Raw genomic sequence first — 24,464 nt, forward strand, 5'->3', positions numbered from 1 at the left:
TGCCTCCGATCTTAGCCCGCGTTTGGGCGCCACTGCCGATGGTGAGAGAATTGAGGCAAGCCTTTGGAGCGTGATTAATCAACCGTGACCCTTGAAAACCATGCTGGACAGCCCGTGCCCGGAGACCCTGAGCGGTTCTCCGGCGATTCCGGAGTCCATAGCATCACGGACGCTGCGTCAGCCCACTCCGAGGACATGCGCCAGCGGATGATTAAGTACGCGCTTGCCATGGGAATCCGCATGGTCTGCCTCATCCTCATTTTTGTGGTGGACGGCTGGTTCAAGCTCGTGATGGTGGCGGGCGCCGTTTTCCTGCCCTGGATCGCGGTTGTCATCGCCAACGGAAGCGACAAAGCGGAGATCCACAGCGACTCGTTGCTCGACTCCGCGCCCCTCGCCGAACTGGAAGGGCCCAGCTGGCCAGCAGCTGAAGCCGGACCGGACAGCGACATCCTGCAAGGCGAACTCATTGATGATGACGACGAACCAAACCACGGCGAGGAACGGCGCGCTTCATGAACATTTTTGACTTGGCTGCGGGGACTCCCGGTCCCCCTCCGGCCGCCGTTGCCATGTGCTCCCGGAAGGCCTGCCGCTCCGAGGCTTCATGGCAGCTTCTCTGGAACAACCCGAAAATCCACACCCCAGAGCGCCGGAAGATCTGGCTCGCCTGCGGCGAACACCGCGAGTGGCTGGAGGACTACCTCCAGACCCGCGGACTGTGGAAGGAAACCGTGCCGCTGGGAACGGACGCCGGGACGGGCTCCGCGCCGCGGGGGCAGGAAGGCTGAATGTACCGCTTCCTCTTTTCCAGTAAGTGGCTGGGCTACCTCCTGCTTGCCGCAATCTTCGCCACGGCCTGTATTTTCCTGGGCCGCTGGCAGATGGACCGGCGGGCTGAAACGCTCGCCGAAATCAACAGGGTGGTCTCCAATTACTCGGCCACGCCGGTCCCCTTCACCGCGGTCAGGGATGAGTTCAGCCGGCTGGAGCCTGAGAAGGAATGGACCCAGGTTGAGCTGAAGGGCCAATACGACGCCCCAGGCCAGCGGATTGTCCGCAACAGGCCCTTGAACGGACAGCCCGGGTACGAAGTGGTGGTGCCTTTCAAGCTGGAGTCCGGTGAAACCGTGGTGATCGACCGCGGCTGGCTGCCCATCGGAAACAACAACCCTGGCCGCCCGGACTCCATCCCGGCGCCACCCACAGGTGAGGTGACCGCCGTCGTCCGCCTCAAGGCTGGCGAGCCGACGCTCCAGCGCAGCGCCCCGGATGGCCAGCTGGCGTCCATTGACCTGCCTGCCTACGCCGAGGAACTCGGTTACCCCCTGCTCACGGGAGCCTACGGCCAGCTCGCGTCTGAGACTCCGGCGCCGGCAGAGATGCCTTTCCCATTCCCTATGCCCTCCACGGAGGAAGGCACGCACTTGTCCTACTCCCTGCAGTGGTTTGCCTTCGGGGTGCTGATGTTTGTGGGCTTCGGCTACGCTGCCCGGCAGCAGGCGCGGAACGCGGCGATCGACGCCGAGGACGAAGCTGAACGTGAGGACGTAAGCCGCGACTCCGGAAGCCCGGTGCACTCGGCCGCCGCGGCAGCCCGCCGTCGTCCGCCCGTCCCACGCAAACGGAAGCGCCCAACCGCAGAGGAAGAGGAAGACGCCCTCCTCGACGCCCAAGGCTACTGACCGATGAGCATGGTGGAAGTCGCCGCTCGGGTGGCATTCGGGTGTGTGCGTCCGCTTCGGAACGCGAGTGATTTCCCGCGTGCTGGCTCGTTCCTCGCCTTTGACGCACGCTACATAAATCACCCACGCTCCTCCGCTAGTGCCTAAGGCGCCGGAGGTGAAAGCACGACGCCGGGCTCGGCGCTCACAGGTAGTTCGGCTTCCGGTCGCGGAGGGTTGGGAGCAGGAAAGATCCGCCGAGCCACCCCGCACTTCGTCCTGGAACACCGGCCAGGGGTAGCCCCAGGAGACCACAAGTCAATGTTCGGCATCACCTACAACGACCTGCAACGGATCACACAGGCACGGGAACTGACCGCACGCTGACGCAACGTGACAGGCCCCCAAGCGGAGCGGCGTTGGTGATTTATGTAGCGTGCGTCAGAGGCGAGGAACGAGCCAGCACGCGGGAAATCACCGGCGTCGCGCAGCGAACGCCAGCAAGGCCAACAAGATTAAGCCAGCGTAATCAGGTCCAAGTAGTCTTCGTTCCAGTGATCCTCAATACCATCAGGCAACAGCACAACCCGCTCCGGATTCAGTGCCTCGACTGCCCCTTCGTCGTGGCTCACCAGGACAACGGCGCCGGAGTAGTTCCGCAGGGCGCCGAGGATTTCGGCGCGGCTGGCGGGGTCCAGGTTGTTGGTGGGCTCGTCCAGGAGGAGTACGTTGGCGCTGGAGGCAACGATGGTGGCCAGAGCCAGCCGGGTCTTCTCGCCGCCGGAGAGCACGCCGGCAGGCTTGTCGACGTCGTCGCCGGAGAACAGGAATGAGCCGAGGATGCCGCGGACCTCGGCGTCCTTCATGTCTGGCGCAGAGGAGCGCATGTTCTCGAGGACAGTGCGGTCGACGTCGAGCGTTTCGTGTTCCTGGGCGTAATAGCCCACCTTCAGGCCGTGCCCGGCAATGACGTCGCCGGTATCCGGCTTGTCCACGCCGGCGAGCATCCGCAGGAGGGTGGTCTTGCCGGCGCCGTTGAGGCCAAGGATGACCACCTTGGAGCCGCGGTCGATGGCGAGGTCGACGTCCGTGAAGATTTCCAGCGAACCGTAGGACTTGCTGAGGCCCTCGGCGGTCAGCGGGGTCCTGCCGCAGGGCGAAGGGTCGGGGAATCGGAGGGCTGCCACGCGGTCGTTCTCGCGCACGGCCTCCAGTCCGCTGAGCAGGCGTTCGGCACGCTTGGCCATGTTCTGCGCGGCAACAGCCTTGGTGGCCTTGGCCCTCATCTTGTTGGCCTGGTCGAAAAGGACCTGGGCCTTCTTTTCGGCGTTGGCGCGTTCGCGCTTGCGGGCGCGTTCGTCTGTTTCGCGCTGGGTGAGGTAGCGCTTCCAGTCCATGTTGTAGAAGTCGATCTGGGCGCGGTTGGCGTCAAGCAGGAACACCTTGTTAACGGTGGCTTCAAGCAGCTCCGTGTCGTGGCTGATCACGATCAGGCCGCCCTGGTGGTTCTTGAGGAAGTCACGCAGCCAGGCGATGGAATCGGCATCGAGGTGGTTTGTGGGCTCATCGAGGAGCATGGTCTCGGCATCCGAGTAGAGGATGCGGGCCAGCTCCACACGGCGGCGCTGGCCACCGGAGAGTGTCTTAAGTGGCTGGTTAAGCAGGCGGTCCGGGAGGGCCAGGTTGGAGCAGATAGCAGCGGCCTCGGCTTCGGCAGCGTAGCCGCCGGCGGCCAGGAACTCGGATTCGAGCCGGTCATAGCGGTTCATTGCCTTGCGCTGGATGGTGGCGTCCTCGCTGGCCATCTCTTCGTGGGCGACGCGGAGCTTGCCTACGGCGATGTCCAGGCCACGGACGGACAGGATCCGGTCGCGGGCGAGCTGCTCCATGTCCGGGGTGCGCGGGTCCTGGGGCAGGTAGCCTATTTCGCCGGTGCGGGTCACCTTGCCCGCCGCGGGAAGCCCTTCGCCGGCAAGGACACGTGTGAGGGTGGTCTTGCCTGCACCGTTCCGGCCCACGAGGCCGATTTTGTCTCCCTTGTCGATGCGGAAGCTCACCTGGTCCATAAGGAGCCGGGCGCCGGCGCGCAGTTCAAGATCCTGGACAGTAATCACAGCAGGTAAGGCCTTTCACAACAGGGAACGCCGCAGCCCAACGGATGAAGTCTGGAAGGAACCGGGCAGAGAGGCCGGAGAACGGCCTATACAAGTCTACCGGCCGCAGCTTCACTGCATAACCGCGGCGATTGGCCCGAAAGTCTGGCCGTACGCGGCAGCCCTGGTGCGCGCCACACGGGCCTTTGTGCCCTGCCATCACATCAGGGCATCTTGTTTAGTGGATCCCCTACAAAATAGAGTCCGACGGCGGACGGTAACGTCAGGAACATCCCCTGCTTTGCTTGTACAACCCCGACAGGATTCCCATGAGCCAGACTGACACCGCCGTCGAAGGCACCTCTTCTCCCGTCCGACGCCGCTGGAACGCCACCGACCTTGGCCTGATCGCCGTCTTCGCCGCGCTGGTAGCGGGTTCCGCGTTGGTTCCCGGCATCGCGGCGAACGTCTTCGGCATCCCTATCACTTTCCAGACCCTCGCGGTGATGCTCACCGGCCTGATGCTGGGCCCAGCACGTGGCTTCGCCGCCGTCGGCCTTTACACGCTCCTGGGGCTGGCCGGGCTGCCGATTTTCAGCCAGGGACGCAGCGGCCTGGGCATTCTGGCCGGACCGTCAGCCGGCTACATTATCGCCTTCCCCATTGCCGCGGCACTGGTCGGTTGGCTGGCCACTGTGGTCATCCGGCGTACCATCCGCGCCCGGGCACTGTGGTTCTTCCTGGCGGCCACGGTGACCAGCGTCCTGGTGGTGCATTCCCTGGGGATCGCCGGCATCGTGATCAACACCAAGACCGGCTTGGGACAGGCCTTTATGGCGGACCTGATCTTCTACCCCGGAGACATCATCAAGAACATCCTCGCCGCCGTGATTGCAGTCGCCCTCCACCGCGCGTTCCCTGACGTACTGGTCCGCCGCGTGAAGCGGACCAACCGCTAAATCCCATGTCCACTATTTCCTTCCGGCAGGCCTGCGTGGCAGTAGCTGTCGATAGCCAGCCGGAGCCCAAGACCCTGCTCCACGGCGTCACCCTGGAGCTGGCAGAACGGCGCATCGGCGTGATCGGAGCCAACGGGTCCGGTAAATCGACCCTGCTGCGCCTGGTCAACGGCCTGGTCCAGCCCAGCTCCGGCACGGTGGCGGTGGATGGCGACGATACTGTCCGCGCCGTACGGGCAGTCCGGCGGAATGTCGGGTTCGTCTTCACAGATCCCCTGTCCCAATTGGTGATGCCCACGGGACGAGAAGATGTGGAACTGTCGCTCCGCCGTTCGGTCCGGAATGGAGCGGAGCGGCGGCGCCTCGCGGAGGCAGCGCTAAAACGGTTCGGGCTGCTGGGACTGGCTGACCAGAGCATTTATGAACTCTCGGGCGGGGAACGCCAGTTGATGGCGCTCGCCGCTGTCCTGGCCGTGAACCCCTCGGTGCTGGTGCTCGATGAGCCCTCCACCCTGCTGGACCTGCGGAACCGCGAACTCCTCCGCCGGACGCTGAACGGCCTGGATCAGCAGATCCTGATGTCCACGCACGATCTTGAGCTGGCCCTGGACATGGACCGCGTGCTGGTGATTGAGGCCGGACACGTGGTGTTCGACGGGGCGCCCGCCCAAGCCGTGGACAGGTACCGCGCCCTCTGCGCCGAAGGCCTGGCCGCGCCGTGAGGGGACACGGGTTCCTGCTGGCGAACTACGTGCCAGGAGATTCGGTCGTCCACCGCTGCCCGCTGGTCCTGAAGTTCCTGCTGGTGTTCGGCTGCGGTTTGGCCTCCTTCCTCATTATTGACTGGCTCGTGTCCGCTGCGGTCCTTGCCGCGATGAGCATGCTGTACTTGCTCACCGGGGCCGGTGCGCGCAGGCTGCTCGGTGCCATCCGACCGTTGCTGCTTGTCCTGCCCGTGATCGGGCTGTTTCAGTGGTGGCAGCTCGGCGGGCCCACAGCCGCCCGGATCGTCCTGAACATCCTGGTGTGCGTAGTGGCGGCATCGCTGCTGACGGCGACCACGCCCATGCAGCGCCTGCTGGACGGCGTGGTGTCATTGGCCACGCCGTTTCGGCGTTTCGGTGCCGACCCGGAACGCTTCGCGCTGACCATCGCAGTGATGTTGCGGAGTATCCCGTACATTGCGGGCGCGTTTGCGGACGTTCGGGATTCCGCCCGGGCACGGGGCCTGGAGCGGAACCCGAGGGCGCTGGTGCTGCCCGTTTTCATTACCACCGTGGCCTTTGCACGGCAGACTGGTGAGGCGCTGGCCGCCCGCGGCCTCGGCGAGGCTGACGACTGACAGCCCGCCGGGCCGGTTCGGCTGCTTCAGGCAGTGATTTTCTCGTACCGCAGCAGCGCGGCTGTCCCCATCCCGCCGGCGATACTGATAAGCGCCAGCGCCAGCAGGCCGGGCTCGCCGGTGGAACGGGCCTGTGCCAGCAGGCGTGTCACCAGGACAGCTCCGGACGCACCGTAGGCGTGGCCCAAAGCCAGGGCGCCGCCGTCGGCATTTGCCCGGTTCGGGTCAATGCCCAGATGATCCAGGCAGGCGAGAGCCTGGGCGGCGAACGCCTCGTTGAATTCCACGAGCCCCACACTGGCGGCTGTAAGGCGCTGGGTGGCCAGGAGCCTTTCGCCAGCCACCGCCGCGCCGATCCCCAGCAGTTCGGGGTCCACCCCGGCAGTGTCCGTGGCCAGCACCAGGAGTCCGTCCGTCACGCCCAGTCCACGGGCGCGTTGCAGGGAAGTGATGACGACGGCGGAGGCGGCGTCGGCGTCAAAGCATGAGTTTCCTGCGGTGACTGTTCCTCCGTCAACAAAAGCCGCCGGGAATCGCTTCAAAACAGCTGCATTGAGTCCGGGACGTGGCCCGTCGTCCCTGTTGACGGTTCCGCCCGCTGTTTCCAGCGGCGTGATCTCGCCGTCGAAGCGCCCGGCCCGGGCCGCTGAGACGGCGCGCTCGTGGCTGGCCAACGCAAAGGCGTCCTGCCGGTCCCGGCCGACGGCGAAGCGCGCGGCAACATTTTCGGCCGCCACCCCCATGTCCGGGTCGCCGAAGCTCAGCGGCACAAACTGGGCCCGGGAGAAAAAGTCCGGTTCGCCGTCGTCATCCCGGTATGCGCGCAGCGGCGCGGTGCTGATGCTCTCCACTCCCCCGGCGAGATACACAGGGTTCCCCCCGGAAGCCACCAGCCTGGCGGCCAGCACAATGGCGTCCAGGCCGGACCCGCACTGCCGGTCCACGGTCAGGCCCGGCACCGTGACCGGTAGCCCGGCCTCGAGCAGGGCCAGGCGGGCCACGTTGCCGCCTCCGCCCACGGCGTTGCCAACCACCACATCTGCCACGTCTTCCGGAGACACCCCGCATTCAGCAATGAGCTGCGCCAGGACGGGGGCCAGCAACTGGTGCGCCCGGAGGTCCTTCACCGCCCCGTTCGCCCGGCACACCGGCGTCCGCCGGGCGGCGATGATCACGGGTTGCCGGTCGGGAGGCAGCAGTTCAGGCGCCACAGTGTCAGCGTTCACGAGTCTCACTGCCCAAGGTGGCGGACCCTTTGGTCATGGGACGTGATCCACTCAAGGAGCATGTTCCGGCTCACCTTGCCGCGGTCGGTGGTGGGCAGTTCGGACAGGGCGAAGTACTGCAGGGGCCGTTTGTCGCGCGCCAGGACATTCTCCAGGCCGGCTTTGAGCTGGGTGGCGGTGATTCCGCCGTGGGCCGGGACCACGCCCGCCACGACGCGTTGGCCGCGGAGGTCATCGGGCATTCCGGCAGCCATGGCCGCCGCGACACCGGGAACGGACGCCAATGCCAATTCAACCTCATGCGGATAGACGTTCTTCCCGGACGTGAGGATCATGTCAGCGCGACGGCCAAGGATGTGGAGCTCCTCGCCGGCCAGGTAGCCCTGGTCCCCCACGGTGAACCAGTCGCCGAAGGACCGGAGGGCCTGGCCGTCGTCGCCCCACAGATAGCCGTTGCTCACCAGCCCGCTGCGGACGCAGATGTTACCGGCTTCACCATCGGGCAGCGGGAATCCGTCGTCGTCCAGGATCCGGACCTCCACCCCTGGAAACGCGTGCCCGATTCCGGTGCCGCCGGCGTCGAGTTCTCCGGCGGGCAGGCCGGCACCCGAGACGAAACTCAGTTCGGAGGCCCCGTAGTACTCGAAGATGGTGGCGTTGGGCGCCCACCGGCGTGCCGCTTCAAGGGTGCGCGCATCGAGTTTTGAGCCGGCGCAGATGATGGTCCGCACTCCTGCCGCGTCCACGCAGCCGGTGAGGCCGCGCTCACTGAGCAGCCGCAGCATGGTGGGCACCAGGACCAGGCGCGTCACGCCGTCGTGCGTGATGGCCGCGTGGACGTCACCGACATCGAAGTTCTCCAGCGTTTGGAATTCTGAGCCCGCATAAAGGCACTCCGCCAAGGCATAGAGGTTCAGGCTTGCCGCGAGGGGGCCGGGGGCAAGGGTAACGTCGTCCTGCCTGAGGCCAAAGAATTCAATGGACGCGTCGAAGGACTTCCGCCAGGACTGCCTGGACCGGGTGAAGGCCTTGGGCACTGACGTGGTGCCGGAAGTCAGTCCAATCAGGAACGTGGTTTCGGGTGGCCCGTCGGCCAAGGCGTCGTCCGGGGCCACGCTCCCTGGCCGGGCTGAGCCGTCCAGCCGGCCACGGATCTCCTGCTGCAACTGTTCCGGCCACGCCGGGTCCAGGACGGCGCACTGCCGTTCCCCGGCCACGGCCGCGGCGAACCGGACAGCGAAGTCAACGGAGTTTGCCTCCGCCAGGACAGTGACCGCTTTGGAGCCGGACACTTCAGTGGCCGCGGCGTCGCGGAGGGCACCCCACGTCAGGCGCCGGCCAGCCACTACGACGGCGGTGTCGAGGGGGCGGTCCGCGGCCCAACGCTGGATTCGATCAAGAAAAGGCATCAGCCCAACTTTACCGGCCGGCCACTGCCTGCTGGGTCTATTGTGACTCTATGAGCTTCAATGACAACGTCCAGCTGGATCCTTCCCAGGTGCAGGACCGCCGTGGCAGAGGCCGCGGCGGCCTTATTGGCGGTGGAATCGGGGGTGGGCTGATCCTGCTTATTGCCGCCCTCCTGGGCGTTAACCCCCAACTGCTCGAAGGACTGGCAGGCGGGGCGCAGGAGCCTCAAAGCCAGGGCACAGCGCCCGCCTGCGAGACGGGCGCCGATGCCGATGCCCGCCTCGACTGCCGTATCACGGGCACTGTCAACAGCCTCAATGCGTTCTGGCCGGCGTACCTCCAGGAATACAGTGTGCAGTATCCCCAGCCTGAGACGGTTATCTTCGACGACGCCGTCAGCACCGGCTGCGGTACGGCCTCCAGCGCGGTGGGACCCTTTTACTGCCCCACGGACACCACCGCCTACTTCGATCCAGGCTTCTTCCAGGACCTCGTGGACCGCTTCGGCTCCTCGGGTGGACCCCTGGCCCAGGAGTATGTGGTGGCACACGAATTCGGACACCACATCCAGAATGTCCTGGGATACCTTGAACGCGCGCAGCAGGATCCTCAGGGCCCTGAATCGGGGGCCGTCCGCGTGGAGCTCCAAGCCGACTGCTATGCAGGCCTTTGGGTCAAACACGCCTCAACCCAACCCGGCCCCGACGGCCAGCCTTTCCTTGAACCGATCACCCAGCAGGACCTGAATGACGCCCTGTCAGCGGCTTCGGCCGTGGGCGATGACCGGATCCAGGAGGCTGCCACTGGCCAAGTATCTCCGGAAGCGTGGACGCACGGTTCCAGCGAACAGCGGCAACGGTGGTTCTACCAGGGCTACCAGACCGGCGACATCAACCAGTGCGACACGTTCTCGGCACCCAGCCTCTGACCCTATCCATCGGCTGCTCCGTAACCGCCGTTTTGGGTGCTCAAAAAGGCGCTTACGGAGCACTCGATGGACTAACGACGACGGCCGGTTACCTTCGTGATGAAGGTAACCGGCCGTCGTCGTACTCTATGGCGGTGGGGATCTAGATGTTGAAGCCGAGGGCCCGCATCTGGTCCTTGCCGTCGTCAGTGATCCGTTCCGGCCCCCATGGCGGCATCCAGACCCAGTTCAGGCGCCAGTCATCAACGATGCCGTCCAGTGCCTTGCCAACCTGCTCCTCGATGACATCGGTGAGCGGGCAGGCGGCGGTGGTGAGCGTCATGTCGATCAGCAGCGCGCCGTCGTCATCGGAGTACTTCAGGCCGTACAGCAGCCCGAGGTCGACGATGTTCACGCCGAGCTCGGGGTCGATGACGTCCTTGAGTGCCTCTTCGACATCCTCAAGACCCGTACGGGCCGTATTGGTTTCGGTCATGGCTGGTCCTTACTAGGCCTGTGCGGCTGCGGCGGCGATGGTGGCTGCGCCGGCGCCCTTGGCGTAGCGGTCGTAGCCTTCTTCTTCGAGGCGGTCGGCCAGTTCCGGGCCGCCCTCTTCGACAACCTGGCCGTCAACGAACACGTGAACGAAGTCAGGCTTGATGTAGCGCAGGATACGCGTGTAGTGCGTGATGAGCAGCGTGCCCATGTTGCCCTCGGCGTGAGCGCGGTTGACGCCCTCGGAGACAACCTTCAGGGCGTCGACGTCCAGCCCGGAGTCGGTTTCGTCCAGGATGGCGAACTTCGGCTTGAAGAGTTCGAGCTGAAGGATCTCCACGCGCTTCTTCTCGCCGCCGGAGAAGCCTTCGTTGACGTTGCGCTGGGCGAAGTCAGCGTCGATGCGCAGCTTCTCCATGGCGTCCTTGACTTCCTTGGTCCAGGTGCGCAGCTTGGGCGCTTCGCCGTCAATGGCGGTCTTGGCGGTCCGCAGGAAGTTGGTCATGGAGACGCCCGGGACCTCGACGGGGTACTGCATGGCCAGGAAGACACCGGCACGGGCGCGCTCGTCGACGCTCATAGCGAGGACATCTTCGCCGTCGAGGGTGATCGAGCCACTGGTGACGTTGTAGCGCGGGTGCCCGGCGATGGTGGATGCCAGGGTGGATTTGCCGGAACCGTTGGGGCCCATGATGGCGTGGGTCTGGCCGGTCTTGATGGTCAGGCTGACGCCCTTCAGGATCTCCTTGGTGCCCTGCTCCGTGTCAATGCTGACGTGCAGGTCCTTGATCTCAAGAGTAGACATAGGTCTTGTTCTCCTTTGCACCGTGCCCTCCGGCGGCGGTGCGGTCTTTGTCTGGAAGTTTTAATTCTGTTGCTTCGTATTACTGCCGGCGGCGGATCTTGTCCGGCTGATGCTGCTAGCTGAAGTTCGGGGCTTCCGCTCCGTTGAGGACGTTGGTGAAGTCCACGTAGACCTCATCGCCAAGGACCTCGACGGCGAACACCGGGACGGGATCGTAGGCAGGCAGCTGCAGAGGTTCGCCGCTGCGGAGGTCGAACTGGGAGCCGTGGCCCCAGCACTCGATCATGCACCCTTCCACTTCGCCCTCCGACAGTGAGATGTCCGCGTGCGAGCAGGTGTCCCCGATGGCGTGGATTTCGCCCATGGAGTCCTTGACGATGGCTACGGGGTAGTCGTCGATCAGGATCCGCAGCGCCTGCTTGAGCTGGATTTCATCCACCTTGCAGACAAGCTCGCCCTTTGGCTGGTCAGTCATCTGTGTAGTACCGCGCCGTCTTTAGTTGTCCGTCAGCGCGAGTTCGCGCTCAACAGCGTCGGTGAGGCGCTCTTCGAGAGCCGGCACCTTGATCTGCTGGATGATTTCGTGCAGGAAGCCGCGGACCACCAGGCGGCGGGCAACATCCTCGGGGATGCCGCGGGCCATCAGGTAGAACAGGTGCTCGTCGTCCAGGCGGCCGGTGGCGCTGGCGTGGCCTGCACCCTCGATCAGTCCGGTTTCGATTTCCAGGTTCGGCACCGAGTCGGCCCGTGCGCCCTCGGTCAGGAGCAGGTTGCGGTTTGCCTCGTAAGTGTCGGTGCCTTCTGCTTCCTTGCGGATCAGGACGTCACCCACCCAGACAGCGTGGGCATTCCGGCCCTGCAGCGCGCCCTTGTACAGCACGTTGGACTTGCAGTTTGCCACGGCGTGGTCAACGAAGAGGCGCTGCTCAAGGTGCTGGCCGGCGTCGGCAAAGTAAAGGCCGAACATTTCGGCTTCCCCGCCCGGGGCGGTGAAACGGGCCGACGGCGTGACGCGCACCAGGTCCCCGCCGAAGCTGACCATCACGTGCTTGAACTTGGCGTCACGGCCGATTTTCGCCTGCTGGGAGGAGGCGTGCACGGCGTCGTCGTTCCATTCCTGGAGCGTAACGACCGTCAGGCTTGCGCCGTCTTCGACAACAATTTCGACGTTCTCGGACACCACGGCGGAGCCCTGGTGGTCCAGGATGACCAAGGACTTGGAGAACTTCTCGGCCACAATCACGATGTGCTGGGCAGCAGCTGCTGTGTCCTGGCCCGTGATGAGGACGTTGATGTCGGCGTCCGCCTCAAATTCAGACGGGATGGTGACAATCGTGGCTTCGCTGAAGTTCTCCCAGGCGTTGGCGGACACCCGGTCTTCCGGAATGCCGGCGGAGCCGATGCGCTTGTCGTCGCGGGCCACGGTTTCCACCGTCACCCGGTCCGGACCGGTGACAGTGACGGTGGGGGCTGCACCTGACAGGATCTCGTTGTGCAGGCCGCGCAGGCGCTTGAGCGGGGTGAACCGCCAGTCTTCCTCCAGGCCGGTGAGCGGCTTGAAGTCCGCCAGCTTGTAGGAAGTCAGGCGTCCGGCGCGTGAGCTGTCCGGGATGCCTACTCCGCCGCCGTGCGAGTGGCTCTTGACCGCTTCGCCGGCCAGCGGGGCCTTGGAGCCGGCCGCGTTGATCGGAGACAGGCTTTCGCCCTCTTCCGTGAAACCGTCGATAAACGGCTGGGATGAGGGCGCGCCGATGCGGGCCTTTTCAGTAGTGATTTCAGTCATCGTTATCCGACGGACCCTTCCATCTGCAGTTCAATCAGGCGGTTCAGCTCAAGTGCGTACTCCATCGGGAGTTCGCGGGCGATGGGCTCGATGAAGCCACGGACGATCATCGCCATGGCCTCGTCTTCGCGCATGCCGCGGGACATCAGGTAAAAGAGCTGCTCTTCGCTGACCCGGGAAACAGTTGCTTCATGGCCCATCACCACGTCATCCTCGCGGATGTCGATGTACGGGTAGGTATCCGAGCGGCTGATGGTGTCCACCAGCAGCGCGTCGCAGCGGACGGTATTGGCCGAGTGCTTGGCGCCTTCACGGACCTGGACCAGGCCGCGGTAGGCAGCACGTCCGCCGCCGCGGGCCACGGATTTGGAAATGATGGAGCTCTTGGTGTTCGGCGCGATGTGCACCATCTTGGATCCGGTGTCCTGGTGCTGGCCGGCGCCGGCGAAGGCGATGGACAGGGTCTCGCCCTTGGCGTGCTCGCCCACCAGGTAGACGGCCGGGTACTTCATGGTGACCTTGGAGCCGATGTTGCCGTCAACCCATTCCATCGTGGCGCCTTCTTCGCAGATGGCACGCTTGGTCACCAGGTTGTACACGTTGGTGGACCAGTTCTGGATAGTGGTGTAGCGGACGCGGGCGCCCTTCTTGACGATGATCTCCACCACGGCGGAGTGCAGCGAGTCCGAAGTGTAAATCGGCGCGGTGCAGCCTTCGATGTAGTGGACGTAGGAGTCCTCGTCGGCAATGATCAGGGTCCGCTCAAACTGGCCCATGTTTTCGGTGTTGATGCGGAAGTATGCCTGCAGGGGGATGTCTACGTGGACGCCCTTGGGGACGTACACGAAGGATCCACCGGACCAGACGGCAGTGTTCAGTGAGGCGAACTTGTTGTCGCCCACGGGAATGACGGTGCCGAAGTACTCCTGGAAGATCTCCGGGTGCTCGCGCAGGGCGGTATCGGTGTCCAGGAAGATGACGCCCTGGGCTTCGAGGTCCTCGCGGATCTGGTGGTACACCACCTCGGACTCGTACTGGGCGGCGACACCCGAGACGAGACGGCTGCGCTCAGCTTCCGGGATGCCCAGCTTCTCGTACGTGTTCCGGATGTCCTCGGGCAGGTCTTCCCATGTGGCGGCCTGCTTCTCAGTGGAGCGGACGAAGTACTTGATGTTGTCGAAGTCGATGCCGGAGAGGTCTGCACCCCAGGTGGGCATGGGCTTGCGGTCGAAGTACTTCAGGCCCTTGAGGCGAAGGTCCAGCATCCACTGCGGTTCGCTCTTTTTGTCCGAAATATCACGGACTACTTCGTCGTTGATACCGCGGCGGGCGTTGGCGCCGACATCGTTCTTGTCGGACCAGCCGTACTCGTACGTGCCGATGCCGTGGAGCTCGGGATTCTTTTCCAGAATCTCCGAGATCACAGTGTCTTCGGCTACCGCTTTCTCTGATAGTTGGTCCGTCATCACGGCCTTTCTTGCTGATGGTTGGTTACTTCATCCAGGCTGGCGGGGGCTGTCTGCGGGACACTGGGTCCCCCGGCAGCCAGCCGGCCTGTGGGTATGTGGGTTGTGCAGACATGTCCGCCGCGCGCGAGTGTTGAGAGCCGGCGGACGTCAACGCCTACCAGCCGGGAGAACACTTCGGTTTCCACGTCGCAGAAGACCGGAAATTGAGCGGCGAGTTGCTGGATCGGGCAATGGCCCTGGCACAATTGGACGCTGGACAAGGCGGCCGGCAGCGGGGCTTTGGCCTCGATCGAGGCGGCGGAGGCTACGAAGCCATCACGGCTGAGCGCCTCGGCCAGTACCCGGGCTCGGGCAGTGATGTCCGGTCCGGCCTGCTCGATCTCCGGTGTGTAACGACGCTCCATTTCGGCAAAGCGTTCGACGGCGAATTGGCGGACGGCTTCTTCACCCGCCATCGCCTGGAGCTGCTTGAGCGCCAGCGTGGCGATGTCAAGGTAGTCGTTGCCCAGCGATGACTGCCCCTGGGAACTCAGGACATAGCGCCGCGCAGGACGCCCGGCGCCGGAGCCCGCCTTCGCGACGCGCTTGACTTCAATGACGCCGCTGCGGGACAGATGGTCCAGGTGGCGGCGGACGGCTGCCGGGGTGAAGCCGAGGAGGTCGCCAAGTTCCGCTGCACTGACGGGGCCGTGTTCCAGGACTGCGCTGAGGACGCGGTCGCGGGTGCGCTCGTCTGCGTCCGCCACCGGCAAGGCAGCGACGTGGCCGCGGTCAGCGGGGGCACTTGGCGCCCGATGCCCGCCAAAAGGCACAGCAGTAGCATTGGTCATGGAATACACAACACAATCATGTCGTAATTTACTCCCCCGTTCCAGTAAGGTGAGGCTGGCCTGCGCTGCTGCCGGGATCGTCGCAACGAGTACTACATCCCGTAGAATGCTGGGGTGCGTTCCCCCAAATCCCCGGTTCTGTCCATCAGCGGGTTAATTAAGGATGTTGGTCCGCTGGCCACCCTGGACGGGAAGATGCTCCGGGTGGTGAGCGGCGTCTCCCTTGTCGCCGAACGGGGGGAGGTCACAGCCCTCCTCGGTGCCAACGGCGCCGGTAAAACCACCACCATTGAATGTGCCCAGGGCTTACAGGTCCGCAGTGGCGGAACGATCTCCCTGCTGGGCCACGATCCTGCCCAGGCAGGCGCAAACCTTCGCGCCCGCGTAGGCGTGATGCTCCAGGACGGCGGCCTCCCGCCGTCGGCCCGGCCCATCCCGCTCCTGCGGCACATCGCCGGGATGTATGCCCAGCCCCGCCCGGTGGACGATCTGGTAGAGCGGCTGGGCATCGACACGTTCAGCAGGACATCGGTCCGCCGGCTCTCCGGGGGACAAAGGCAGAGGCTGGCCCTGGCCGCGGCGCTGATCGGCAACCCTGAGGTCCTCTTCCTCGATGAGCCCAGCGCAGGCCTGGATCCACAATCACGGCAGTTGGTCTTTGAACTCATTGCCGAGCTGCGGGACGCCGGGATGGGCATCATCCTCACCACGCACCTCATGGATGACGCGCAGCGGCTGGCCGACTACGTCTATATCATCGACGCCGGCCGGAACGTTGCCGAAGGGACCGTGGCGCAGCTGCTGCAGCGGGACCCCGTTGTGGAGGCGGGCGCCGAGCACATCCGGACACTTTTCTTTGAGGCTCCTGCGGGATTGGACCTCGCCGGCGTGCTCCCGGAGGCCATTGCCGTCAGCGAGACCCGTGCTGGCAGCTATGTTGCCACCGGACCACTCACACCCGAAGACCTTGCGTCTCTTGCCTCATGGTGGGCAGCCCACGGCGTCATGCCCGGCTCACTCAGCCTCGAAGCACGCAGCCTCGAAGACGTCTTCCTGGACATCTCAGGAAAGGACATCCGATGACAGTTCCCTCCATGGCTCCCCCGGGCCAGGCACCTGCGCCGCTGCTTCAGCGCATCCTGTTGCAGGGCAAGTACGAATCGCTGGCCATGCTCCGGAACGGCGAGCAACTGATCCTGGCCGTCGTCCTGCCCCTGCTTGCCTTAGTGGGCCTGACGGTGACTCCCCTCCTGGACGGGCTGGGCGGGAGCCGCGTCAACGTTGCGGTCCCCGGAATCCTGGCGCTGTGCGCGATGTCTACGGCCTTCACCGGACAAGGCATCGCCACCGGCTTTGACCGCCGGTACGGCGTGCTGCGCTTCCTCTCCACCACCCCGTTGGGCCGCACCGGACTTATTGCCGGCAAGGTACTGGCCGTGCTGGCTGTACTTACCCTCCAGGTTGCGGTGATCACCGCCGTGGCACTTCCCCTCGGCTGGAGCCCGCCGGCAGCAGGCTGGCTTCCCGGCCTTGCGCTGCTGGTCCTGGGCGCCGCGGCTTTTACCGCCCTTGGCCTCCTGGTGGCGGGTACCGTTCGGCCGGAAGCCACTCTGGCGATCACTAACCTGCTGTGGATCCTGCTCGGCGCGTTGGGAGGCATCGTCATTCCCGCGGAACGGCTGCCCGCCCCCGCACAGGGGATAGTTCACTATCTGCCTTCGGGCGCACTTGGGGAGGCCTTGCGCGAGGCCTTCCTGCTCGGCACTGTAGATGGCGGTGCCGCCCTTATCCTGTTGGTCTGGACAGTTATTGCCGGAGCAGCAGCCATCCGTTGGTTCAAGTGGAATTGAGATATTCGTGAGCACGGCTTCACGCCTCCCCCAGTTCGCCGGACGCCTGGCGTCCCGGCTGCCCCGTACCGTTGATGCCCGGGTCCGGCGCCTGGCAGTGGCGTCCCTGATCGGACAGACGGCCTTGGTCGTCACAGGCGGCGCCGTTCGGCTGACGGCGTCGGGGCTCGGTTGCCCCACCTGGCCGCGCTGCACGGACACCTCCTTGGTCAACACACCGGAGATGGGAATCCACGGGTTCATCGAATTCGGCAACAGGCTGCTGACTTTCGCCCTCGCCGCCGTCGCAGTCCTGATGCTGGTGTACTTGTGGAACCTGCGCAAGGAACGCCGCGACCTCTTCCTGCTGGCGCTGGGCCTGCTGGCAAGCATTCCAGCGCAGGCTGTGATCGGCGGCATTACCGTGCTGACCAACCTCAACCCCTGGGTGGTGGGACTGCACTTCCTTGTGTCCATGGCGCTGGTGGTAGTTGCCACACTGCTCGTCAACCGGGCTTACGGGCGGACCGGCCGGTTTGCCACTCGCTCCCTGCCCGCATTGCCAGGCGTCTTACGCCCGGTGGGCGCCGCCGTCGCGCTTTTCTCTGCAATGGCCGTGATGCTTGGAGTAGTGGTCACGGGGGCCGGCCCCCACGCCGGTGATGCGGACGCGCCGCGAAACGGCCTCGACTGGGACTTGTTCTCCCACATCCACGCGGTTCCGGCCTACCTCATCACCGCCGGAACGCTTTTCGCTCTCGTCGTGGTCCTCATGCGCCGGATTCCCGGTCCCTTCCGGACATCGGTGATCCTGCTCCTGGCGGTGACGCTGCTGCAGGCCGTGATCGGTTTTACGCAGTACTACAACGGCATTCCGGCGCTGCTGGTGGGGACGCACATGCTCGGGGCGGCACTGCTGATGAGTGCGGCAACCAACGCCGCCGACATCGCCCGTTCCAGCCCTGTGACGTAGTCGGGCACCACGGCTAACCCGCTTTCCCAACCATGAGGCGCCCTGGTTCCTACGAGCCGGGGCGCCCTCGGTTAACGGAACGCTCTCTCACTTCCTGCGGGTTGCCCGCCGTTGCTCTATCAGCTGTGGTCCCTAAAAGGTAGTAATGGCAGCCACAGGTGATGGAGCATCGTTGGATTCGTGCCGGAAGCTCTGTCAGATCCTGCACAGACGCAAAACCCTCCCCCACCAGTGATGAGAGAGGGTGCTGGAAATTCCTGCAGGAAGAGGGAAAGGGTCCTGGTAGTTAGCCAGCCATCACTGCCGGGCCGACGAACGGGTCCACCGCCAGGGCGATGAAGAGCAGGGTCAGGTAGCTGATGGAACCGTGGAAGACCTTCATGGCGCGCTTGTCCGAGATGTCCTCCCGCTGCGCCCGGTTGTACAGGGAGTGTGACTCGTACAGGAACCAGGCACCGGCAAGGACCGCCGTAGCTGTGTAGACCCAGCCTGCGCCGCCGGCCGGAACCATCAGCAGGGAGCAGACAACCATGGCCCAGGCGTACAGGACCACCTGGACCGAAACCACCTTGGCGCCGGCGATGGCGCCGAGCATGGGCACGTTGGCGTTGCGGTAGTCCTCGCCGTAGCGCATGGACAGCGGCCAGTAGTGCGGCGGCGTCCAGAGGAAGATCACCATGAACAGGATGACGGCCGGCCACTCCACCGAGTTGGTCACGGCGGCCCAGGCGATCAGCACCGGGAAGCAGCCCGCTGCCCCGCCCCACACAATGTTCTGTGCCGTGCGCCGCTTGAGGATGATGGTGTAGATGACCACGTAGAAGAAGATGGCGCCCAGGCCAAGCCAGGCGGCCAGCGGGTTGGCGCCGAACCATAGGATCGCAATGGCGGCAGCCCCAAGGAGCCACGAGAAAATGAGGGCCTCACGGGGCGTGACCTCGCCCGTGACGAGCGGCCGGTTTTCGGTTCGGTGCATCAGCTTATCGATGTCGCGGTCGATGTAGCAGTTGAACGCCCCGGCGCTGCCGGCCGCGAATGCACCGCCGACCAGCGTGGCCAGGATCAGGCCTATGGAGGGGAAGCCGCGTTCGGCGTAGATCATGGTGGGCAGCGTGCTGACCAGCAGCAGTTCGATGACGCGAGGCTTGGTGAGCGCCAGATACGCCTTGGCTTTGCGGGCCAGCCCGGTTCCCCCTCGGGTGCGGGAAGCGTTCAGCGGCGTATCGGTTGTGCTCACGGTGGCGGTCACCCGTTCTGTTTGGCAAGTCTGTCTGGCGGTGCAGCTGTCGGTGCGGCCGTTATCCGGGCAGCCCGCCAATGGTCATCAGAAGAAAGTCCCGGCAACACCCTTTGGACCGCCGTGAACCCCTTAAGGAGCACGGCCACCCGGCGTCAGCCTCCAAATATCATACCGTGCGCATTTGTAACAGAAGCCCCTTCAATAGGCCCTGATGATCGCTCGCAGGCCGATTCGAGCAGATTAACTCAACCTCACGGAACGGTGATTCACATAAGGGGAAATTGCGTCCAAAACGTGAGATTTGGGCCTCCCGCAGGATGGAATAGAGCTAAGCTGTCACCAGATCAGCACGCAGAGAAGAAGCGGTGGAAACCGCATTCCCAGATTCGACATGTGGCTGAGTGATAGATCAACGTTTCGACGGTGAACGGCTGGTACACACCAAAGCGGGCACCCCAGCGTGCCCCCGTACGGACCCCGTGTACCGCCCGCCGTCAGCACTAGAGAGGGGCCCGGTTTTCGTGCCACATTTTGAAGAGCAAGAACTGTCTTGGACCAGCCTGGACCAGCGCGCGGTGGACACCGTCCGCGTTTTGGCCGCAGATGCCGTGGAGAAGGTTGGCAACGGCCACCCGGGCACGGCCATGAGCCTGGCGCCTGCCGCCTACCTTCTCTTCCAGAAGCTGATGCGCCACGATCCCCGGAACCCTGACTGGATCGGCCGCGACCGTTTCATCCTGTCCCCGGGCCACACGTCCCTGACGCTGTACATCCAGCTGTTCCTCTCCGGCTACGGCCTGGAGCTGAAGGACCTTGAGGCCCTCCGCACCTGGGGCTCCCTGACCCCGGGCCACCCGGAGTACAAGCACACCGCCGGTGTGGAAATCACCACCGGCCCGCTGGGTCAGGGCCTGGCGTCGTCCGTAGGCTTCGCCTACTCCCAGCGCCGCCAACGCGGCCTGTTCGACGCCGATGCTCCCGCCGGCGAAAGCCCGTTCGACCACACCATCTGGGTCATCGCGTCCGACGGCGACCTCCAGGAAGGCGTCACGGCCGAGGCTTCCTCGCTGGCCGGCCACCAGGAACTGGGCAACCTCGTTGTTGTCTACGATGAGAACCACATCTCCATCGAAGACGACACCGACATCTCCTTCACCGAAGATGTCCTCAAGCGCTACGAGGCCTACGGCTGGCACACCCAGCGCGTGGACTGGACCAAGACCGGCGAGTACGTCGAAGACGTGCAGGAGCTGTATTCGGCGCTGCTCGCCGCCAAGGCCGAAACCTCCAAGCCCTCCATCATTTCGCTGCGCACCATTATCGGGTACCCGGCACCGAAGAAGCAGAACACCGGCAAGATCCACGGCTCCGCACTGGGCGCCGAGGAAGTTGCGGCCCTGAAGGAAGTACTGGGCTTCGACCCCGCCAAGTCCTTCGATGTCGACCAGGAAGTCCTGGCCCACGCCCGTTCCGTGGTTGACCGCGGTGCAGCTGCCCGCAAGGAATGGGAAGAGTCCTTCAACGCCTGGCAGGCAGCCAACCCGGAGAACGCCGAACTGCTGCAGCGCATCGAAGCCCGCGAACTGCCCGAGGGCCTGGACGCCGCACTTCCGGTCTTCCCGGCCGGCAAGGACGTCTCCACCCGCGCCGCGTCCGGCAAGGTGCTCAACGCGCTGGGCCCGGTCCTGCCGGAACTTTGGGGCGGCTCCGCCGACCTCGCCGAGTCCAACAACACCACCATCGAAGGTTCGCCGTCGTTCGTGCCTGCCTCCAAGCAGACCGACGCCTGGTCCGGCAACCCCTACGGCCGTGTGCTGCACTTCGGTATCCGTGAGCACGCCGCCGCCTCGATCGTGAACGGCATCGCCCTGCACGGCAACACCCGCGCATTCTCCGGCACGTTCCTGATCTTCTCCGACTACCAGCGGCCCGCCATCCGGCTCGGCGCCCTCATGGGTGTCCCGTCGCTGTACGTATGGACCCACGACTCCATCGGCCTGGGCGAAGACGGCCCCACCCACCAGCCGGTGGAACAGCTGGCCTCCCTGCGCGCCATCGTGGGCCTGGACGTTGTCCGCCCCGGTGACGCCAACGAGGTCGCTGCGGCATGGAAGACCATGCTGGAGAACCACGAAAACCCGGCCGGCATCGTGTTGACCCGCCAGAACATCCCTACCTACGCCCGCGGTGAAAGCGAAGCCGACGGCGACACCTTCGGTTCCGTAGCCGGCGTCGCCAAGGGAGGGTACGTCCTTGCCGAAGCATCCAAGGACGGCGCCACCGTTCCTGCCGACGTCATCCTCATCGGCACCGGCTCCGAGGTCCAGCTGGCCGTACAGGCCCGCGAAGCGCTCCAGGCCGAAGGTATCGCCGCCCGCGTTGTCTCCATGCCGTGCGTCGAGTGGTTCAACAAGCAGGACGCCGCCTACCGCGAGTCCGTGCTCCCCGCCGCCGTCAAGGCCCGGGTATCCGTCGAAGCCGGTCTGGCCCTGGGCTGGAGGGAGTTCGTCGGCGACGCCGGCCGCTCCATCAGCCTCGAGCACTACGGCGCTTCCGCTGACTACAAGCGCCTTTTCCAGGAGTTCGGCATCACTGCGGAGGCTGTCGCCGCCGCCGCCAAGGACTCCCTCGCTGGCCTGCAGGCCTGAACCCTAATCCAGGAGATACAAAAAATGACTACCCCCACTCAGCAGCTCTCCGACGCCGGAGTCTCCATCTGGCTCGATGACCTTTCCCGCAGCCGCCTCGAAACCGGGACACTGCGCAAGCTCATCGAAGAGAAGAACGTTGTTGGTGTCACCACCAACCCGTCCATCTTCCACGCCGCCATCACTGCCGGCACGGACTACGACGCCACCATTGCGGCCCAGGCCGCTGCCGGCGCCAGCGTCGAAGACACCATCTTCGAGATCACCACCACCGACGTCGCCGACGCCTGCGACCTGTTCGCTCCGGTCGCCGCCGCTACCAAGGGCGTTGACGGCCGAGTGTCCATCGAAGTCGATCCGCGCCTTGCCTGGGACACCGCCGGCACCATCGCCGAAGCGAAGCACCTGTACAAGAAGGTCAACAAGGACAACGTCCTCATCAAGATCCCGGCAACGCTCGAGGGCCTGGAAGCCATCACCGCCACCCTCGCCGAAGGCATAAGCGTCAACGTGACCCTGATCTTCTCGCTGGAGCGCTACCGCGCCGTCATCAACGCCTTCCAGTCCGGCCTGGAGCAGGCCAAGGAAAACGGCCACGACCTCTCCAAGATCCACTCGGTCGCGTCGTTCTTCGTTTCCCGCGTGGACTCCGAAATTGACAAGCGCCTTGACGCCATCGGCACCGACGAAGCCAAGGCACTCAAGGGCAAGGCCGGCGTCGCCAACGCCCGCCTGGCCTACCAGGTCTACGAAGAGCTCTTCGCCACCGAGCGCTGGGCCCTGCTGGCCGAAGCCGGCGCCCTCCCCCAGCGCCCGCTCTGGGCCTCCACCGGCGTCAAGGACCCGGCGTACCCGGACACCCTCTACGTCACCGAGCTCGTTGCCCCCGGCGTTGTCAACACCATGCCGGAGAAGACCCTCGACGCCACGTTCGACCACGGCGTCGTCACCGGCGACACCGTTTCCGGGACGTACGCCGAGGCCAATGCCACGCTCGACGCACTGGACGCCCTGGGCATCTCCTACAACGACGTCGTCGCGATCCTCGAATCCGAAGGCCTTGACAAGTTCGTGGCCAGCTGGAAGGAACTGCTGGCCGACGTCGAGGGCGCCCTCGCCTCTGCACGGAAGGCTTCCTAACCCACCATGAGCACACTCAGCTACGACGCCACCGGTGCCGCACAACAGGCACTCGAGCAGCACCTCCCGACCCTCGTCGAGGACCGTATTGCCACCCGGATCTTCGCCAAGGACCACACGCTGTGGGGTCCCGACGCCGAAGCAGAGTCGGCTGTCCGCCTCGGCTGGGTTGAGGCGGCCACCGTCTCCCAGCCGCTGGTTGCGGACATTTTGGAACTCCGCGACGCCCTGAAGGCAGAGGGCGTGACCCGGATCGTGCTTTGCGGCATGGGCGGATCATCGCTCGCTCCGGAGGTCATAGCGGGCACCGCTGGCGTCGAGCTGACTGTGCTGGACAGCACGGACCCGGACCAGGTCCGTGTTGCGCTGGCGGACCGGCTGGCCGAGACCGCCATTGTGGTCTCGTCCAAGTCCGGTTCCACCCTGGAGACCGACTCCCAGCGCAGGATTTTCGAGCACGCCTTCACCGAGGCCGGGCTCGATGCGAAGAGCCGGATCATCATTGTTACCGATCCGGGTTCCCCGCTGGATAAGGCGTCCCGCGAGGCAGGTTACCGCGCTGTTTTCAACGCCGACCCCAACGTGGGCGGCCGCTACTCGGCCCTCACCGCCTTCGGCCTGGTCCCGTCCGGCCTGGCCGGCGTTGACATCCAGGCTTTCCTGGATGAGGCCGAGGAAGCCGCCGAGATCCTCAATGACGACGCCGCCGAGAACATCGGCCTGGCGCTCGGGACGGCCCTCGGCGGAACCAGCCCGCTGCGGAACAAGATTGTCATCGCAGAAGACGGATCCGGGATTGTGGGCTTTGCGGACTGGGCCGAACAGCTCATCGCGGAATCCACCGGAAAGCTGGGCACCGGCGTCCTGCCCGTAGTCGCCGGTCCCGCGTCACCGGAGGTCACCTCCGGTGCGGCCGACGTCCTCGTGGTGCGGCTGGTAGCCGCGGATGCCGACGTCGAACTCGGTGAAAACGAAGTGGCCATTGCAGGTGGCCTCGCCACCCAGATGATGGTGTGGGAGTTCGCGACTGCCGTGGCCGGGCGCCTTCTGGGCATCAACCCGTTCGACCAGCCCGACGTGGAAGCCGCCAAGGTCGCCGCGCGGGGTCTGCTGGATGCCCAGCCCGAACCCACGCCTGCGGCTTTTGTCGACGGCGCCATCGAGGTCCGCGGCCGAGACTGGCTCGGCTCCGCAGCAACCGCTGAAGAAGCCGTCCGTGCGCTGCTGGGTACGCTCGAGGCCGACAGCTACCTCAGTGTCCAGGCCTACTTCGACCGGCTCGCCTTTGCCCAGCTCGAGAGCGTGCGGGACGAGCTCGCCGCAGCCAGCGGCCGTCCGGTGACGTTTGGCTGGGGCCCGCGCTTCCTGCACTCCACGGGCCAGTTCCACAAGGGCGGCCCCGCCATCGGGGTCTTCCTCCAGGTCACCGCAGCTCCCACAGAGGACCTGTCCATCCCGGATCGTCCCTTCACATTCGGGGAACTGATTGCTGCGCAGGCCGCGGGCGATGCCCAGGTCCTGGGTGAGCACGGCCGGCCTGTGCTGCGCCTGCACCTGACTGATCGGGCCGCCGGTGTGGCGCAGCTGCAGGACATCGTCGCTGCGCTGTCCGCCCGGTCAGCCTCCGTTACCGAAAGCTAAGGTACAAAAG

23 protein-coding genes are annotated in these 24,464 nt (G+C 65.2%); 13 read left to right on the plus strand and 10 right to left on the minus strand.

Translation table 11 applies throughout. The features are described from left to right. Positions 1–84: 84 nt before the first annotated feature. From ACLKOZ_RS07610 to ACLKOZ_RS07620, 3 genes are read left to right on the plus strand one after another with little or no spacing between them, the layout of a single operon-like run. Complete coding sequence (locus tag ACLKOZ_RS07610; RefSeq protein ID WP_436474017.1) at positions 85–519, plus strand: DUF3099 domain-containing protein; 435 nt, start codon at positions 85–87, stop codon at positions 517–519. Further along, entirely contained in the window at positions 516–791 is a 276-nt protein-coding gene (locus ACLKOZ_RS07615) for a hypothetical protein (RefSeq protein ID WP_436474019.1), read from the plus strand. The genes ACLKOZ_RS07610 and ACLKOZ_RS07615 overlap by 4 nt, the downstream gene beginning before the upstream one ends. After that, positions 792–1,685 (plus strand): SURF1 family cytochrome oxidase biogenesis protein, encoded by an 894-nt coding sequence (locus ACLKOZ_RS07620; protein ID WP_436474021.1) that lies wholly within the window; start codon positions 792–794, stop codon positions 1,683–1,685. A 494-nt stretch (positions 1,686–2,179) separates the two neighbouring features. Here ACLKOZ_RS07620 and ACLKOZ_RS07625 read toward each other — a convergent pair whose 3' ends face one another. Continuing rightward, on the minus strand, positions 2,180–3,778 hold the full coding sequence (locus ACLKOZ_RS07625) for an ABC-F family ATP-binding cassette domain-containing protein (protein ID WP_337348320.1): 1,599 nt from the start codon (positions 3,776–3,778) through the stop codon (positions 2,180–2,182). 308 nt (positions 3,779–4,086) lie between these two features. Between ACLKOZ_RS07625 and ACLKOZ_RS07630 the strand changes: the two genes are divergently transcribed. From ACLKOZ_RS07630 to ACLKOZ_RS07640, 3 genes are read left to right on the plus strand one after another with little or no spacing between them, the layout of a single operon-like run. Beyond that, entirely contained in the window at positions 4,087–4,716 is a 630-nt protein-coding gene (locus ACLKOZ_RS07630) for a biotin transporter BioY (protein WP_436474024.1), read from the plus strand. 5 nt (positions 4,717–4,721) lie between these two features. Then, complete coding sequence (locus ACLKOZ_RS07635) at positions 4,722–5,438, plus strand: energy-coupling factor ABC transporter ATP-binding protein (RefSeq protein ID WP_436474026.1); 717 nt, start codon at positions 4,722–4,724, stop codon at positions 5,436–5,438. Further along, positions 5,435–6,058, plus strand: a complete 624-nt coding sequence (locus ACLKOZ_RS07640) for an energy-coupling factor transporter transmembrane component T family protein (RefSeq protein ID WP_436474028.1) — start codon at positions 5,435–5,437, stop codon at positions 6,056–6,058. Before ACLKOZ_RS07635 ends, ACLKOZ_RS07640 begins: the two co-directional genes overlap by 4 nt. A 26-nt stretch (positions 6,059–6,084) precedes the next feature. Here ACLKOZ_RS07640 and ACLKOZ_RS07645 read toward each other — a convergent pair whose 3' ends face one another. Together ACLKOZ_RS07645 and ACLKOZ_RS07650 are read right to left on the minus strand one after the other, a co-directional pair. Further along, positions 6,085–7,284 (minus strand): thiolase family protein, encoded by a 1,200-nt coding sequence (locus tag ACLKOZ_RS07645; protein WP_436474030.1) that lies wholly within the window; start codon positions 7,282–7,284, stop codon positions 6,085–6,087. A gap of 5 nt (positions 7,285–7,289) precedes the next feature. After that, the gene (locus tag ACLKOZ_RS07650) at positions 7,290–8,693 is read right to left on the minus strand and encodes a class I adenylate-forming enzyme family protein (protein WP_436474032.1); all 1,404 of its coding nucleotides are present in this window, start codon (positions 8,691–8,693) and stop codon (positions 7,290–7,292) included. Positions 8,694–8,743: 50 nt separating this feature from the next. Here ACLKOZ_RS07650 and ypfJ point away from each other — a divergent pair, with 50 nt between their 5' ends. Continuing rightward, positions 8,744–9,622 carry a KPN_02809 family neutral zinc metallopeptidase gene (gene ypfJ, locus ACLKOZ_RS07655; RefSeq protein ID WP_337351249.1) on the plus strand — a complete coding sequence of 293 codons (879 nt, stop codon included), beginning with the start codon at positions 8,744–8,746 and terminating at the stop codon, positions 9,620–9,622. A 142-nt stretch (positions 9,623–9,764) separates the two neighbouring features. Here the strand turns inward: ypfJ and ACLKOZ_RS07660 are convergent, their stop codons facing one another. From ACLKOZ_RS07660 to ACLKOZ_RS07685, 6 genes are all read right to left on the minus strand, one after another. Then, positions 9,765–10,097: a metal-sulfur cluster assembly factor gene (locus ACLKOZ_RS07660; protein ID WP_337348327.1), complete on the minus strand. Its 333-nt coding sequence runs from the start codon at positions 10,095–10,097 to the stop codon at positions 9,765–9,767. 12 nt (positions 10,098–10,109) lie between these two features. Next, positions 10,110–10,901 (minus strand): Fe-S cluster assembly ATPase SufC, encoded by a 792-nt coding sequence (sufC, locus tag ACLKOZ_RS07665; protein WP_337348328.1) that lies wholly within the window; start codon positions 10,899–10,901, stop codon positions 10,110–10,112. A 115-nt stretch (positions 10,902–11,016) separates the two neighbouring features. Then, positions 11,017–11,376 carry a non-heme iron oxygenase ferredoxin subunit gene (locus ACLKOZ_RS07670; RefSeq protein ID WP_337348329.1) on the minus strand — a complete coding sequence of 120 codons (360 nt, stop codon included), beginning with the start codon at positions 11,374–11,376 and terminating at the stop codon, positions 11,017–11,019. Positions 11,377–11,397: 21 nt separating this feature from the next. Next, on the minus strand, positions 11,398–12,684 hold the full coding sequence (gene sufD, locus ACLKOZ_RS07675; protein WP_337348330.1) for a Fe-S cluster assembly protein SufD: 1,287 nt from the start codon (positions 12,682–12,684) through the stop codon (positions 11,398–11,400). 2 nt (positions 12,685–12,686) lie between these two features. Next, positions 12,687–14,150 carry a Fe-S cluster assembly protein SufB gene (gene sufB / locus ACLKOZ_RS07680; protein ID WP_337348331.1) on the minus strand — a complete coding sequence of 488 codons (1,464 nt, stop codon included), beginning with the start codon at positions 14,148–14,150 and terminating at the stop codon, positions 12,687–12,689. Further along, positions 14,150–14,983 (minus strand): helix-turn-helix transcriptional regulator, encoded by an 834-nt coding sequence (locus tag ACLKOZ_RS07685; protein ID WP_436474036.1) that lies wholly within the window; start codon positions 14,981–14,983, stop codon positions 14,150–14,152. The genes sufB and ACLKOZ_RS07685 overlap by 1 nt, the downstream gene beginning before the upstream one ends. A gap of 114 nt (positions 14,984–15,097) precedes the next feature. Between ACLKOZ_RS07685 and ACLKOZ_RS07690 the strand changes: the two genes are divergently transcribed. From ACLKOZ_RS07690 to ACLKOZ_RS07700, 3 genes are read left to right on the plus strand one after another with little or no spacing between them, the layout of a single operon-like run. Continuing rightward, complete coding sequence (locus ACLKOZ_RS07690) at positions 15,098–16,066, plus strand: ABC transporter ATP-binding protein (protein ID WP_436474038.1); 969 nt, start codon at positions 15,098–15,100, stop codon at positions 16,064–16,066. Continuing rightward, complete coding sequence (locus tag ACLKOZ_RS07695; RefSeq protein ID WP_436474040.1) at positions 16,063–16,833, plus strand: ABC transporter permease; 771 nt, start codon at positions 16,063–16,065, stop codon at positions 16,831–16,833. The genes ACLKOZ_RS07690 and ACLKOZ_RS07695 overlap by 4 nt, the downstream gene beginning before the upstream one ends. Positions 16,834–16,840: 7 nt before the next feature. Then, positions 16,841–17,785, plus strand: a complete 945-nt coding sequence (locus ACLKOZ_RS07700; protein ID WP_436474042.1) for a COX15/CtaA family protein — start codon at positions 16,841–16,843, stop codon at positions 17,783–17,785. A 286-nt stretch (positions 17,786–18,071) separates the two neighbouring features. Here ACLKOZ_RS07700 and ACLKOZ_RS07705 read toward each other — a convergent pair whose 3' ends face one another. Continuing rightward, positions 18,072–19,034, minus strand: a complete 963-nt coding sequence (locus ACLKOZ_RS07705) for a heme o synthase (RefSeq protein WP_337348336.1) — start codon at positions 19,032–19,034, stop codon at positions 18,072–18,074. Positions 19,035–19,546: 512 nt separating this feature from the next. Between ACLKOZ_RS07705 and tkt the strand changes: the two genes are divergently transcribed. The 3 genes from tkt to ACLKOZ_RS07720 are packed head-to-tail and all read left to right on the plus strand — an operon-like array spanning position 19,547 to position 24,454. After that, positions 19,547–21,673, plus strand: coding sequence for a transketolase (gene tkt / locus ACLKOZ_RS07710; protein WP_436474044.1), 2,127 nt, complete (start codon positions 19,547–19,549; stop codon positions 21,671–21,673). A 24-nt stretch (positions 21,674–21,697) separates the two neighbouring features. Next, positions 21,698–22,813 carry a transaldolase gene (tal, locus tag ACLKOZ_RS07715; protein ID WP_337351255.1) on the plus strand — a complete coding sequence of 372 codons (1,116 nt, stop codon included), beginning with the start codon at positions 21,698–21,700 and terminating at the stop codon, positions 22,811–22,813. A gap of 6 nt (positions 22,814–22,819) precedes the next feature. Then, positions 22,820–24,454 (plus strand): glucose-6-phosphate isomerase, encoded by a 1,635-nt coding sequence (locus ACLKOZ_RS07720; protein WP_436474047.1) that lies wholly within the window; start codon positions 22,820–22,822, stop codon positions 24,452–24,454. Positions 24,455–24,464: the final 10 nt, after the last annotated feature.

Origin of the sequence: Arthrobacter sp. R4 (genome assembly GCF_051365025.1) — a bacterium.
Taxonomy (GTDB): domain Bacteria; phylum Actinomycetota; class Actinomycetes; order Actinomycetales; family Micrococcaceae; genus Arthrobacter.

What these genes read in the sequence shown, in the direction of transcription:
- ACLKOZ_RS07685 (WP_436474036.1), bottom strand. Translation starts at nt 14,983, where the DNA reads ATGACCAATGCTACTGCTGTGCCTTTTGGCGGGCATCGGGCGCCAAGT.
- ACLKOZ_RS07635 (WP_436474026.1), top strand. Translation starts at nt 4,722, where the DNA reads ATGTCCACTATTTCCTTCCGGCAGGCCTGCGTGGCAGTAGCTGTCGAT.
- ACLKOZ_RS07650 (WP_436474032.1), bottom strand. Translation starts at nt 8,693, where the DNA reads ATGCCTTTTCTTGATCGAATCCAGCGTTGGGCCGCGGACCGCCCCCTC.
- ACLKOZ_RS07615 (WP_436474019.1), top strand. Translation starts at nt 516, where the DNA reads ATGAACATTTTTGACTTGGCTGCGGGGACTCCCGGTCCCCCTCCGGCC.
- sufC (WP_337348328.1), bottom strand. Translation starts at nt 10,901, where the DNA reads ATGTCTACTCTTGAGATCAAGGACCTGCACGTCAGCATTGACACGGAG.
- sufB (WP_337348331.1), bottom strand. Translation starts at nt 14,150, where the DNA reads ATGACGGACCAACTATCAGAGAAAGCGGTAGCCGAAGACACTGTGATC.
- ACLKOZ_RS07720 (WP_436474047.1), top strand. Translation starts at nt 22,820, where the DNA reads ATGAGCACACTCAGCTACGACGCCACCGGTGCCGCACAACAGGCACTC.
- ACLKOZ_RS07660 (WP_337348327.1), bottom strand. Translation starts at nt 10,097, where the DNA reads ATGACCGAAACCAATACGGCCCGTACGGGTCTTGAGGATGTCGAAGAG.
- ACLKOZ_RS07670 (WP_337348329.1), bottom strand. Translation starts at nt 11,376, where the DNA reads ATGACTGACCAGCCAAAGGGCGAGCTTGTCTGCAAGGTGGATGAAATC.
- ACLKOZ_RS07695 (WP_436474040.1), top strand. Translation starts at nt 16,063, where the DNA reads ATGACAGTTCCCTCCATGGCTCCCCCGGGCCAGGCACCTGCGCCGCTG.
- tal (WP_337351255.1), top strand. Translation starts at nt 21,698, where the DNA reads ATGACTACCCCCACTCAGCAGCTCTCCGACGCCGGAGTCTCCATCTGG.
- ACLKOZ_RS07630 (WP_436474024.1), top strand. Translation starts at nt 4,087, where the DNA reads ATGAGCCAGACTGACACCGCCGTCGAAGGCACCTCTTCTCCCGTCCGA.
- ACLKOZ_RS07620 (WP_436474021.1), top strand. Translation starts at nt 792, where the DNA reads ATGTACCGCTTCCTCTTTTCCAGTAAGTGGCTGGGCTACCTCCTGCTT.
- sufD (WP_337348330.1), bottom strand. Translation starts at nt 12,684, where the DNA reads ATGACTGAAATCACTACTGAAAAGGCCCGCATCGGCGCGCCCTCATCC.
- ypfJ (WP_337351249.1), top strand. Translation starts at nt 8,744, where the DNA reads ATGAGCTTCAATGACAACGTCCAGCTGGATCCTTCCCAGGTGCAGGAC.